The organism is Rhizobium sp. CG5 (assembly GCF_023701945.1).
Lineage (GTDB): Bacteria > Pseudomonadota > Alphaproteobacteria > Rhizobiales > Rhizobiaceae > Allorhizobium.
Genome location: NZ_JABAEF010000009.1, coordinates 69059 through 81819, shown reverse-complemented (window position 1 = coordinate 81819; position 12761 = coordinate 69059). Strand labels below are relative to the sequence as shown.

Genomic DNA, 12761 nt, shown 5'->3' with positions numbered 1-12761 from the left:
CCTGAATGGGATCAGCCATAGCTCACGCTCGCAGCCTCGAGCTTGGCATCAGCAGGCAGACGGCTTCGTCCCGGAATGGATGCGAGCAGCCGGCAGGTGTAATCATGGGTGGGGCTCTCGAAGACCTGTCGTGTCCGTCCATTCTCGACGATCTGCCCCTTTTCCAGGACGATCACCCGGTCGCAGAGTTCGCCGACGACGCCAAGATCATGCGAAATGAACAGGAAGGAGACACCGAGCTTGTCGCGAAGGCGGGCAAGCAACCGAATGACCTTCGCCTGTGTGGTGATGTCGAGGGCGGACACTGGTTCGTCCGCGACGATCAGGGAGGGCCGGAGTGCGATCGCCCGCGCAATGGCGACACGCTGCCGTTGGCCCCCAGACAATTGTGACGGCAGCCGGTCCAGAATCTCCTGGGGCAGTTCGACGTCAGCCACCAGCTCTTTCACTTTCTCGCGCAATTCCGCCCCGTCGATTGCACCGTGAATAACGAAAGGATCGGACAGAATGGCCTCGATCCGCCGTCTCGGGTTAAGGCTGGCATAGGGGTCCTGAAAGATGACCTGGATAGACTTGCGCAGATCGCCTTGCAGCACCGCTCCAACGGAGCCGGGACGCGAATATTCCCTTCCGTCCAAGCTGATATGGCCCGCGTCCGGTCGGTCCAGACCGGCAACCAGCCGTCCGATCGTTGTCTTGCCGGAGCCGGATTCTCCCACGAGGCCAAGGATCTCTCCTTGCCCGATCGTGAAGGAGACGCCATCGAGGACCGGACGCGAAGATCCGAATGAACGGGAGACGGCATTCACCGCAAGCAGCGGGCGGGACGCCTTTGGCCCCTCGCCCGCTGCATAGACTTTCGGGCCACCGAGGCGCGCCGCACCCAGCAGTTCGCGGGTGTAAGGTTGGCGCGGACGGAGATAAATCTCCGCCGCCGGCGCCTTCTCGACGACGAGGCCGTCACGCATGACGACCACGTCGTTGGCGATGTCGGATACGACCGCAAGATCATGGCTGACGAAGACCAGCGCGGTGCCGTGTTCCTCCTGCAGCCGCTTAAGAAGATCGAGGATGGCCGCCTGAACCGTGACATCGAGTGCCGTCGTCGGTTCGTCGGCAATGATCAGGCCGGGATCGAGCGCGATGGCGATGGCGATCATCACCCGCTGGCGCATTCCACCGGAGAGATGGCGCGGGTAATCCGCGAGCCGAGCCTCGGGATCGGCAATGCCGACCTCGTCGAGAAGCGCCAGGACACGCTCGCGCAATTGCCTGCGCCCCACAGGCTTATGGACGGCAATCGCCTCGCCGATCTGTTCGCCGATTGTCTTCAGCGGATGCAGGTTGCTGAGTGGATCCTGGAAGACGAACCCGATCTCGGCGCCACGAATTCTGCGCAATGCCTTGTTGGGCAAGCCCAGGATCTCCTGGCCGCGATGCAGCACACTGCCCTCGACCGTCGCGGAAGCTGGCAGGAGCCCGGTCGCGCCGAGCAGGCAGGCGCTCTTGCCTGATCCGGACTCGCCGACAATGGCCAGCGTCTTTCCTGCTTCGACGGCGAAGGATACCCCCTTCGCCGCCTGGATGCCGCCGAAGCGGACGCGCAGATCGTGTATGGAGAAGACGGACATCAGTCAGTCGCCGTGGTCTTCACCGCAATGTTGGTGATGTCGGCCTGTACCGCCAGCGAAGACCATGACCAATGGGTGATACGGTCCGAGGTAAGTGCGATCTTGCGCTTCTCGAACAGGGGGATCCACGGCAGGTCTGTCGAGACCAGCTTGTCAGCCTTGGTCCAGATCGGGCCTGGGTTATCCGAAGGGAAGGCTTCGGCGGCGAGCTTGTTCAGTTCCGGATTGCTGTAGCAGATGGCATGGACATTGCCCGTGCCGCAGGGCGATGCGTCCGAATTCAGCCAGCCGCCCAGCAGCATGCGGGTGCTCGGCCCCTGCCAGTCGGGCGCGAACTGAGCGCCGAGGGATATATCCCAGCGGCTCTTAGGGTCCTGGATGTAGGCACTCCACTGCGCCGGCGGGATGGCGATCAGATTGAGCTCAATGCCTGCGGCGGCGACATCCTCCTTGACGGTGACGGCGATCGCTTCGAACTGCGCCGTCGTGCGATAGACCGCATCGAGCCTCAGTCCGTTCGGAAAGCCAGCCTTTGCAAGAAGCGCCTTGGCCTTTTCAGGATCACCCTTGTTTCCTTCGGTCGGATAGGGATCGAACGGTTCGTAGCCAAGAATTGTCGAGGTGATGATCTGCGACAACGGGACGGCCGCGACCGAGCCGCCCTGGATCTGCACCAGATGGGCACGGTTGATGGCATAGGTCAGAGCCTGGCGCACTTCCGCTTTGCGCAGTGCGTTATTGCCTTCGCCTTGTGCCTCAGGTCGGGCATTGAACGTGATGAAGTTCGCGGCGCCGCTGTTGGAAGCATACAATTGCCCCGGCTTCTCTTTCTGGAACCGACGGATCGCCGTCCGCGGCGGCACTTCCAGATAGAGCGAAAGGTCGGCCTCTCCAGCCTCGATCTTCTGGACAATAGCATCCTCGCTATTGGCAGTGAAATCGACCTCGATTTCGTCGACATAGGCCTTGCGCGCCTGATCCGTTTCCGGCTTGAAGTTCTTCGCCTTCTTCAGAACGAGCTTCTGGCCGTCCTGGTAGGACTCGACGTAATAGGGGCCGCTGGAGGGGAAGTTCTTGCGGAATTCCAGCGAGTCCGGGAAATATTTGGACGCAACCTCCGGCGGCAGCGGAGAGACGAAGTTCATCGAGAGGATGTTGAGGAAGTCGTAGTTCTTGGTGTCCGACTTGATGACCAGCGTCTGGTCGTCCGGTGCCGAAACCCCGGAAATCGCATGGCTATCGATGAAGGCCTTGGTTGCCGCGAGATCGCCGGTCGGCACCTTGGCGAACTCCTTGCAGTAATCCGCGAAGCCCGAGATCGCCAGGTTGAAGTAGTTGATCGCTGCGACCTGCTTGTTCGGATCACAGAAGCGCTTGATGTCATAGACAAAATCGCTTGCCACGATCTTGCGCTCCGTCGGGCCGGAGTAGAATACGTCGTCCTTCAGGTGGAAGGTATAGGTCTTGCCGTCGGGGCTGATGTCCCAGGATTTGGCAAGGTCGGGCACAAGCTGCGTGTCGTCCTTGATGTCGGTGGGAGAGCCTGGATAGGTCACGAGCTGGCGCGTTACCGCGCGCAGGATCTCCCAGGAATCAACGCTGTAGCCTGTGAGCGGGTCGAAGGCGTCGAGATCGGCCTGCAGGGAGGCGATCCGCAAGGTGCCGCCGAATTTCGGCTCGTCGGCCATGGTCGGAGCGCACAGTGCTGTGTAGGCCGCGAGAAGCGGAATGGCGAGCCGCTTGGCGGATCGGTAAAGGACGGTGACATACATGCGGTTTGCCTCAGCTCGATGGTTGATATGATTATTTCTATAGCTTTTATAGATTATTGAAACGGCATGGTGTTCCAGCCCCAGGGCCGGTCATAAAATAAACCGTCTAATAAATGGGCAATCGCGAAAAACAATACCACCTGAGCCGTCTGCAATGGGGCGGCGAGACATTGTCCCAGACACGCAAGTTGCGTTGAGGGGAACCGTTGGAAACCAGTCACAACGTGAAAACTGAGAACGATTTTTCTCCGCGAACGGACTTTTTAGAACAGATCGACCGCGCCAAGCGTCATCTTCCGTAGCATAAATACATAAATTCTATAGAGAATAATTGGAAACCCATCATGGTTATAAATGGACATTGGAAAAATAGAGTTTCACGCCTTCTGGGCGCCCTCCTGGGGCTGACGCTCATCTCCGGCATAGCCGTGGCCCAGGAGAGGGGCGGCACGCTCAACCTGATCGTCCAGCCGGAACCGATATCGCTGAACCCCGGCATCAACCGTCTCGGCCCGGCAACTTTCGTGGGCGACAAGATCTACGACTCGCTTCTTAGCTACTCCGCAAACGACATCAAACCCGTGCCGCGGCTTGCGGAAAGCTGGACGGTGTCCGAGGACGGCAAGATCTACACCTTCAAGCTCCGCGACGGCGTGACATGGCATGATGGTGAGCGCTTCACCTCAAAGGACGTTGCTTTCAGCATCGGCGAATTTCTTCCCGTCCAGCACGCCCGCTCGAAGGACCTGCGCGGCGAAATCGACCGGATCGAAACGCCCGACGATCTGACAGTCGTCTTCATCCTGAAGGCACCCTATCCGGGCTTCATCCGGTCGTTGAACGTCGCGATCGTTCCAGCGCACAAATATGTCGGCGTCACCGATTTCCGCAAGGCGCCGGCCAATTCCGAATTCATCGGCACGGGCCCGTTCAAGTTCGCCGAATGGAAGAAGGGCAGCAGCATCCGCCTGGTGCGCAACGACAAATACTGGGACACGGGCAAGCCCTATCTCGACGGCATCAACTTCCAGATCGTTCCGGACGCCAATTCCCGTGCCATTGCCTTCGAGACCGGACAGGTCGATGTGCTGCGCTCCGGCGACGTCGAAAACTTCGACATTCCAAGACTGGCAGCGCTTGAGGGCGTGAAGACCAGCGAGGCCGGCTGGGAATTCCTGCAGCCGATCGGCTATGTCCATCTCAACAACCGCAACAAGATTCTTGCCGATCAGAAGGTCCGGCAGGCAATCGTCCAGGCGATTGATCGCGATTTCATCATCAACACGATTTTCGCCGGCTACGGCAAGCCGATCAGCGGTCCCTTCTCGCGCTATTCCGCCTACAAGGACACCAGCGTCGAGACGGTCTATCCCTATGACCCGGCGAAGGCCGCAACCCTGCTCGACGAGGCCGGCTACAAGGTTGGCGCTGATGGTACACGGTTCACGGTGACCTTGGTTCCCCTGCCCTATGGCGAACTCTGGTCGCGACAGGCGGAGTACCTGCGCGAGGCGCTCGGCGCCGTCGGTATCAAGGTCGAGATCGCCTCGGTCGACGTCGCCGGCTGGTTCAAGCGGCTGACCACATTCGACTACGACATCGCGCAGAACTTCGTCTACACGACTGCCGATCCCGGCATCGGCATCTCCTACGGCTACAGGACCGTGAAGGGCGACAATGCCGGCAGCACCGGCGGCAACATCAACGGCTATTCCAATCCGGAAATCGATGCGCTTCTCGACAAGGGCGCCCATGAGCCAGACGACGCCAAGCGCAAGCTGATCTACTCAAAGGTCCAGCAAATCCTCTCGCGTGATGTACCGATGGTCTGGACCCACGACATCGTCTTCCCGACGCTCTACCGCGACAAGGTCCAGGACCTGATCACGACAGCGCTCGGCACCGATGACAACTTCGCCCCGGTCTGGCTGAAGAAATGAGCCGGATGCCCCAGCAGCAGAGCCACGCGACGGCCTTTATCGGGGCCGTCGCGCTGAAGATCGTCAAAGCGGTGCTGACCTTGCTGGCGACGGTGATCCTGAGCTTCGTGCTGCTGCGGCTCGCACCGGGCGACCCGGCTCTGATCCTGGCCGGCGACCAGGGCGGAAGCGATCCGGCATTCGTCGAGGAACTGCGGCGCCATCTCGGCCTTGACGGTCCCGTCTATCTCCAGCTCTGGCATTATCTGCGGAGCGTCGCGACCTTTGACTTCGGCATTTCCTACCGCGACCAGCGGCCGGTTCTCGATATCGTGCTGGAAAAGGTGCCTGCCACACTTCTCCTGACGATCTCGGCCTTCCTGTTCTCCGTCATCCTCGGCGTGATGCTGGGGGCTCTTTCGGCGCGCCGTCCCGGATCGCTGGTCGATAGCGCGATCACCATGCTCTCCGTCGCCTTCTTTGCCATGCCGATGTTCTGGGTCGGGCTGATGTTCATCATCATCTTCTCGGTCAAGCTCGGCTGGCTGCCGTCCTATGGCATGGAAACCGCGGCCGCGGCCGCCGAAGGCGGCTGGAAGGCTTTGGGTGATAGGCTTGCCCATATGGTGCTGCCTGTCCTGACGCTCGGACTCTTCTACATGTCGATCCACGCGCGGGTCAGCCGCACGGCATTTCTGCAGATTTCCGCCATGGACTTCATCCGCACCGCCCGCGCCAAGGGCCTGTCGCCATGGCGGATCTGGCGCGACCATCTGCTGCGCAACGCGTTGCTGCCGACCATCACCGTCGCCGCCCTGCAGGCCGGTCATCTGATCGGCGGGTCGATCCTGGTGGAAACGGTATTTGCCTGGCCGGGCATCGGTCGTCTCGCCTTCAACGCGCTGGCCAGCCGCGACTATAATGTACTGCTCGCCGTCTTCATCCTCTCGTCCCTCGGCGTCATCATCACCAACCTGGTCGCCGAGGCGGCCTACCGGTTGATAGACCCGCGCCTCGAACGGGAGGGGGCAGCATGAGGTCCCGTTCGCGCCATCCGCTGCTGACACCACCCGCCCTGTTCGGCTTCGCCGTACTGGCGGCTCTGCTTGGCTGCGTCACCTTCGCCGACCTGCTCTATCCCGGCAATCCTTGGCGGATGGTGGCGCGCCCCAATCTGCCGCCGCTCTCGCCCGGCTTTCCGGCAGGAACGGACATGCTCGGCCGCGATCTGGCCGCGGGCCTCGTTCACGGCAGCCGGGCAACACTTGCCGTGGCCTTCAGCGTCGTCGCGTTCGCGGTGAGTTTCGGAACCGCCATGGGGCTGGCCGCCGGTTATCTCGGCGAAACCGTCGATGAAATCATCGTGCGCATCACCGAATTCTTCCAGACGATTCCCGGTTTCCTGCTGACGATCATGATCGTCGCCATTCTGTCGCCGACGCGCTGGACGATCATTCTTGCGATCACGCTGATTTCGTGGCCGCCGATTGTCCGTGTCGTTCGCGCCGAGGTCCTGTCGCTTCGCCGGAGGGACTGGGTGCGCGCGGCACGGGTGAGCGGGCTTTCCCATGCCCGCATCGCAATCCTGCATGTGCTGCCGAATGTCTTTCCGCACATCGTGGTGCAAGCCTCACTGCTTCTGGCGGGTGCCATCATGATCGAATCCGGAATCAGTTTCCTCGGCCTCGGCAATCGAGACGCGGTGTCGTGGGGCTTCCTGCTGGGATCGGGACGCACTGCGTTCAACGTCAACTGGTGGCTCTCGACGCTTCCTGGCCTCGCCATCTTCCTCACGGTGCTTGCCTTCAACCTCGTCGGCGACGGGGTGGAACGTTGGCTCGATCCGAAACGGGGCGGGAGGGCAGGATCATGACGCAGCCGGCACACAAGTCCACCCCGCTCGTATCGATCGAAGACCTCGACATCACCCTGCCTAAGGGCAGCGACCGGGCGCTTGCTGTCTCCAGCGCAACGGTCTCGATCGAGCGTGGCGAAGTGCTCTGCATCGTCGGTGAAAGCGGCTCGGGCAAATCCGTGCTCGCATCCGCCATCGCCGGACTTTTGCCGGGTGACGCGCTGCGGGTCACCAAGGGCCGGCTGTCTTTTGCCGGGCAAGACGTGCTGTCTCTGAACGAAGCCCAGCTTCGAAAGCTGCGCGGCGCCAAGATCGGTTACATTTTTCAGGAGCCGATGACGGCACTAAACCCGCTTCTGACAGTGGGCCGCCAGATCGCCGAAGCGCTCGAGGCACATGGCCACGCCGCGTCGCCGGGAAAAGTGTCCGAATTGCTATCAGCCATGCAACTGCCCGAGCCGGACACGATCGGCCGGCGCTATCCGCACGAACTGTCCGGCGGACAGCGGCAGCGCGTTGCCATCGCCATAGCCATCGCCTGCGGTCCGGAGTTGCTGATCGCCGACGAACCGACCACGGCCCTCGATGTGACGACCCAGGCGGAAATCCTGAAGCTGATCCTCGATCTGCGCATCAGTCGCGGGCTGACAGTGTTGTTCATCACCCACGATTTCGGCGTCGTCCGGGAGATCGCCGACCGGGTCGTCGTGATGCAGAATGGCGAGATCGTGGAAGCCGGGGATGCGGGCACCTTGCTTGACGCCCCGCAGCATCCCTATACGCGGCGGCTCCTGGCCGCGGTCCCGCGTCTCGATTCGACCAGGCGGCCGCCAGACGGCACCCGTCCAGTTCTTCTCGAGCTCGAAGGCATCCGCAAGACCCACGCCGCCCGCCGCAGGCTTTTCGGAGCAGCCGGCCGATCGGTAGCCGCTCTTGATGGTGTTGACCTCGTTCTTCGCGAAGGCGAGACGCTTGCACTGGTCGGAGAAAGCGGTTCTGGAAAATCGACGCTTGGACAGGTGATTGCCGGCTTGCTCGAGCGGGACGATGGGCGCTTTCAGCTGCTGGGCGACAAGATCCAGCGGGCAGGCGACCTTTTTGCACCTGCGCGGCGACCTGCGGTACAGATGGTTTTCCAGGATCCGCAATCCTCTCTCAACCCGAGACACAGCATTCGCCGCATCCTCACCGAGCCTGTGCTTCAGTCAGGCCTCGGCAAGACAGAGGCGGAAGCGCGGATGATGAGGCTTCTTGCCCGCGTCGGTCTCGACGCTTCGGCAGCGGATCGAAAGCCGCACGCATTCTCGGGAGGCCAGCGCCAGCGCATTGGCCTTGCCCGCGCGCTGATGCTGCAGCCGAAACTGCTGATCGCCGACGAGCCGGTTTCAGCCCTCGACGTATCGGTTCAGGCGCAGGTGCTGGATCTCCTCGCCGAACTCCAGCGCGATCTCGGGCTCGCCATGCTGTTCATCACCCATGATCTGCGGGTTGCAGCAAACGTCGCGGACAGAATTGCGGTCATGCAGCACGGCAGGATCGTCGAGGAAGGCGCAGCGGCCGACATTCTACACCAGCCGCAATCTGCCTACGCTCGGGCCCTGCTCGCCGCCATACCGGGGCGGGTTCATGAGGTTGGCGTCACACATCCAAAATCTCTTCAGCGAGGAATAGCATGATCTCTGTCCCCCCAGCCGTCACCGATGGAAAAGATCCGGCATGAGCGGCAATATCCATCTTCACTGGTATCTGCCCACCAATGGCGACAGCCGGGGACTGACCGGCTCGGGAAACGATAGCCATCTCGTGGAATTTTCCGGTGGCTTCCGCGCCCCGACGCTCGCTTATCTCAGCGAAGTGGCCCGTGCCGCCGAGGCACAAAAGTTTCATGCCGTTCTGACGCCAACCGGCACCTGGTGCGAAGATGCCTGGATTGCCACCGCCGCACTTTCCCGCGAAACGGAGCGACTGAAGTTCCTGGTCGCCTTCAGGCCCGGACTCATTTCGCCAACGCTCGTCGCCCACCAGGCGGCAACCTTCCAGCGCATGACCGGGGGACGGCTGCTCCTCAATGTCGTCACGGGGGGTGATCGCTTCGAGCAGGCGCGCTTCGGCGACCATTTGGATCATGACGCCCGCTATGAAAGAACGGGAGAATTCCTCGCCGTGGTGCGTGGGGTCACGTCCGCATCTGCGGATCAGCCTTTCTCGTTCAAGGGCAAGCATTACGACATCCGCGAAGCCAGCATCGGTGCCAGTCCGTATGGCCTGCCGCAGATCTTCTTTGGCGGCGCGAGCCCCGCGGCCCAGGAGGTGGCGGCCGCGCAGGCGGACGTCTACCTCGTCTGGGGGCGCCCGCCCGCCATCGAGGCCGAAAACATAGCCGCTCTGAAAGCGCGGGCAGCTGCCCGAGGTCGCTCGTTGCGCTTCGGCGTCCGCCTGCATGTCATTTCCCGCGACACGGAGGACGAAGCCTGGGCCACGGCCGACAAGCTTCTGTCCTGGCTTTCGCCGGAGCATGTTCGCAAGGCCCAGGAACTCCTCGCAAAATCCGAATCGATAGCCCAGAGCCAAATGTCCTCACTCCATCGGGGTCGCGAAGGCGTGCCCGCTTCGGCCCGCGAACTGGAAATCCATCCTGGCCTGTGGGCCGGTTATGGCTTGGTGCGCGGGGGAGCGGGTACGGCGCTTGTCGGAAGCCACAAACAGGTCGCCGACCTCATCGAGGCCTATCATCGCGTCGGTTTCGATCACTTCATTCTCTCCGGCCAGCCCCATGTCGAGGAGGCCTGGCATTTCGGCGAGGGCGCCGCCGCGCTGCTTAGGACGCGGGGCCTTCTCGCTCCGGTCTCACCGCAGTTCTGAGGAGCGGCCTATGCCGTCGCATCCCGGAATTTTCCTTGGCGCTGAACATTGATCCACCGAAAGCCGCAACATGACATTAGACAACGCTCGCATTGACATCCGCACGCTGAAGGGTGACGGCGATCGCCGGAAGGCCTTTGCGCTGTTTCGCCAGGCTCTGCTGGGAATAGGTGATTTGGGTCGTAGCAGCCCTGAAACCGAAGCCCGCTATCTGGCAGGGGGCAAGCCGTTGGGTGGCTTCGAGGGCGATGATCTGCGAGGGGTGGTCAACGGCTACGATTCGTCGATCGTCCTGCCCGGTGGCGGACGCGTCAAACACCTTTCCGTTACCCATGTCGGCGTCGCTCCGGACGCGACACGCCGCGGGATCGCGCGACAGCTCCTGACAGAGCAGCTTCGTCGCGCCCGTGCGGACGGCTATGTAGTCGCAGGTTTAAGGGCATCGGATGCCCGCATCTATGGCCGCCACGGCTATGGCGTTGCCTCCTGGTCGGTCCAGCACGAACTCGATCTGAGCCGCGCCGCACTTGCAGTCTCCCCGCCACGCGAAGGCCTCCGCATCGTCGATGTTCGCGACAGCTTCCCCCTGTTCAGGCAAATCGCTGAAGCCGACCCGGCGCCACGACCCGCAACACTGTCGCGCTGGGACAGCTGGCGGGCCATCCAGGAGTACCGTACCATCCATGGCCCAACGCCCCATCACGCCGTCGTCGTCGGACCCGAAGGCAATGAGCGCGGCTTCTTGCGGTTCCATGTCGAAAGTGCGGACAACTGGTTCACGTCGCCGCGTCGCAGTGTCGTCATCGACGACCTTGTCGCCCACGACAACGAAGCCTGGCAATGCCTCATTGGCTATCTCTTCAGGCAGGACATTCTGCACCGGGCCGTCTTTCCGTCCCGGCCCGTGGATGATCCGTTGCCGCTCCTCCTGCACAATCCGCGGACCCTGGAAATATCCGGCCAGCGCGACGAAAGCTGGGTACGGCCCCTCAACCTTGAAGCCCTACTTGTCGCCCGCTCCTATGGCGGCTCGCGCCAGATCGCGATTGCGGTCGAGGATGAGGTATTCCCTGACAATCGCGGCGTCTGGTCCCTCGGACCACAGGGTGCGGAACGCAGCAACAGCAAGCCGGAGGCTCACGTCGCGATCGCAGAGCTGACCACACTGATCTTTGGCGCACAATCGGCAGCAAATCTTCATGCGGCAGGGCGCATCAAGACAGCCTCCGCGGACGTGACGGAGCAACTTGACCGCCTTTTTGCCACCAGTTGCCGGCCGCATTCAGGCATATCGTTCTAACAACCATGCACATCACTGTTCGCGAGCCGTTTAATTTTGCGGCGGATGTATTGTGCGACCTCGCGACAAGGCGCTCAATCGAAAATTGCAGCGCAATGGCGGCCGAACTGAACGGATTTCTACGGCACTACCGGGGTAACCGTGAGATCGACACCTTTTTCCTCTCGTGAGATTCGCCTCAACCCGGATGGCGGTGGATTGGGTCCACCCAGTAGACCTGCTCGGGGTTCTCCACCGGATCAATATCCGTGATGTTGACGACGACCGCCTCGTTGTCGGAGCGGACCAGGACGCATTCCAGCACATTGTCGGGATCGGCGTTGATTTCCTGATGCGGCACATACGGCGGCACGAAGATGAAATCTCCAGGACCTGCCTCGGCGACGAATTCCAGGCGATCGCCCCAGCGCATGCGCGCCTTGCCGCGGATGACGAAGATTACGCTTTCAAGTTCGCCGTGATGATGAACGCCGGTCTTGGCATTGGGCTCGATCGCCACCGTGCCGGCCCAGATCTTCTGGGCCCCGACACGAGCATGGTTGATGGCCGCCTGGCGCAGCATGCCGGGCGTCTGGGCCGTGTTGGGATCGAGTTGGTCGCCTTTGATCACACGAATACCGTCGTGCTTCCAGCGTGGTTCATTGGAATGCTCATGGCTATGATCATGATCATGGTCATGGGGATGATGGTGGTCGGTCACGATAGTCTCCACTTCTGCAGGCTCAGGCGGCCGCGCGCGATTCAAGATCGCGAACCGCGGCCACGACATCCGTCGGCTCCGTCCGCACCAGCCAATCCGGGCTGACATCGGCAAATCGGACCACGGCGCTCTGGTCGATGACGACGACCGCCGGCATGGGCAGTTCCCAGGTTCCGGTGCCCGTGACCTCGCCGATGGAACTGCCGCTTTGCAGCGACTGCCGGCGCGACGGCTCATCGAAAGCGTAGACGATACCGAAGCGATGGGCGAGCACATTGTCGGCGTCCGTAGCGATCTTGAAGGACAGCGTGTGGCGATCCTTGATGTCCCGAAGTTTCTCCGGCACCTGCGGGCTGACGCCGACCAGCGTCGCGCCAAGCCTTGCGAGTTCAGGCGCCAAAGACTGGTTGTAATAAGGCAGCGCGATATTGCAGGCAGGGCAGCCGGCAAAGCGGAAGAAAACGAGCACCAGCGGTCCGCGCTGCAGCAGATCATCCAGGGTCTGCGGGCCCTCGTCCACCTCGGTCAAGGTGAAGGGCTCCAAGCTGTCTCCTGCCTTGACGAAGCGCGTGCGATCGGCGGTCTCGACCAGCAGGCGACGCTGATCGACATTCACCTTCAGCTTTTCGGCCGGCATGCTGGCCGCGCGTTTCTCCTGAAAGTCAGAAAGCGCCTGATTGAGGGACGGTTCCGAGGCCATGATCTGTTTCCTTTAGGGGCGT

The 12761-nt window shown here is 61.8% G+C and carries 10 protein-coding genes; 6 read left to right on the top strand and 4 right to left on the bottom strand.

What is annotated here, in order from left to right; translation table 11 throughout:
* Positions 1–11: 11 nt before the first annotated feature.
* Both HGO38_RS16115 and HGO38_RS16110 read right to left on the bottom strand, forming a co-directional pair.
* A complete protein-coding gene (locus HGO38_RS16115) occupies positions 12–1631 on the bottom strand; it encodes a dipeptide ABC transporter ATP-binding protein (protein WP_250956922.1) in 1620 nt (539 codons plus the stop codon).
* A complete protein-coding gene (locus HGO38_RS16110) occupies positions 1631–3403 on the bottom strand; it encodes an ABC transporter substrate-binding protein (RefSeq protein ID WP_250956921.1) in 1773 nt (590 codons plus the stop codon). The genes HGO38_RS16115 and HGO38_RS16110 overlap by 1 nt, the downstream gene beginning before the upstream one ends.
* Positions 3404–3747: 344 nt before the next feature.
* On the opposite strand from HGO38_RS16110, the gene HGO38_RS16105 reads away from it, so the two are divergent.
* The 6 genes from HGO38_RS16105 to HGO38_RS16080 all read left to right on the top strand — a co-directional run bounded on the left by HGO38_RS16105 (position 3748) and on the right by HGO38_RS16080 (position 11339).
* Positions 3748–5343, top strand: coding sequence for an ABC transporter substrate-binding protein (locus HGO38_RS16105; RefSeq protein ID WP_250956920.1), 1596 nt, complete (start codon positions 3748–3750; stop codon positions 5341–5343).
* Between the two features lie 5 nt (positions 5344–5348).
* Positions 5349–6359 carry an ABC transporter permease gene (locus tag HGO38_RS16100; protein WP_250956919.1) on the top strand — a complete coding sequence of 337 codons (1011 nt, stop codon included), beginning with the start codon at positions 5349–5351 and terminating at the stop codon, positions 6357–6359.
* A complete protein-coding gene (locus tag HGO38_RS16095; RefSeq protein ID WP_250956918.1) occupies positions 6356–7195 on the top strand; it encodes an ABC transporter permease in 840 nt (279 codons plus the stop codon). Before HGO38_RS16100 ends, HGO38_RS16095 begins: the two co-directional genes overlap by 4 nt.
* Positions 7192–8853, top strand: a complete 1662-nt coding sequence (locus tag HGO38_RS16090) for a dipeptide ABC transporter ATP-binding protein (protein ID WP_250956917.1) — start codon at positions 7192–7194, stop codon at positions 8851–8853. The genes HGO38_RS16095 and HGO38_RS16090 overlap by 4 nt, the downstream gene beginning before the upstream one ends.
* A gap of 40 nt (positions 8854–8893) precedes the next feature.
* Positions 8894–10039, top strand: coding sequence for an LLM class flavin-dependent oxidoreductase (locus tag HGO38_RS16085; protein WP_250956916.1), 1146 nt, complete (start codon positions 8894–8896; stop codon positions 10037–10039).
* A 70-nt stretch (positions 10040–10109) separates the two neighbouring features.
* On the top strand, positions 10110–11339 hold the full coding sequence (locus HGO38_RS16080) for a GNAT family N-acetyltransferase (protein ID WP_250956915.1): 1230 nt from the start codon (positions 10110–10112) through the stop codon (positions 11337–11339).
* A 178-nt stretch (positions 11340–11517) separates the two neighbouring features.
* On the opposite strand, the gene HGO38_RS16075 is transcribed toward HGO38_RS16080, so the two are convergent.
* Positions 11518–12039, bottom strand: a complete 522-nt coding sequence (locus HGO38_RS16075; protein WP_502941580.1) for a cupin domain-containing protein — start codon at positions 12037–12039, stop codon at positions 11518–11520.
* A 22-nt stretch (positions 12040–12061) separates the two neighbouring features.
* A complete protein-coding gene (locus HGO38_RS16070) occupies positions 12062–12739 on the bottom strand; it encodes a peroxiredoxin-like family protein (RefSeq protein WP_250956914.1) in 678 nt (225 codons plus the stop codon).
* Positions 12740–12761 lie beyond the last annotated feature (22 nt).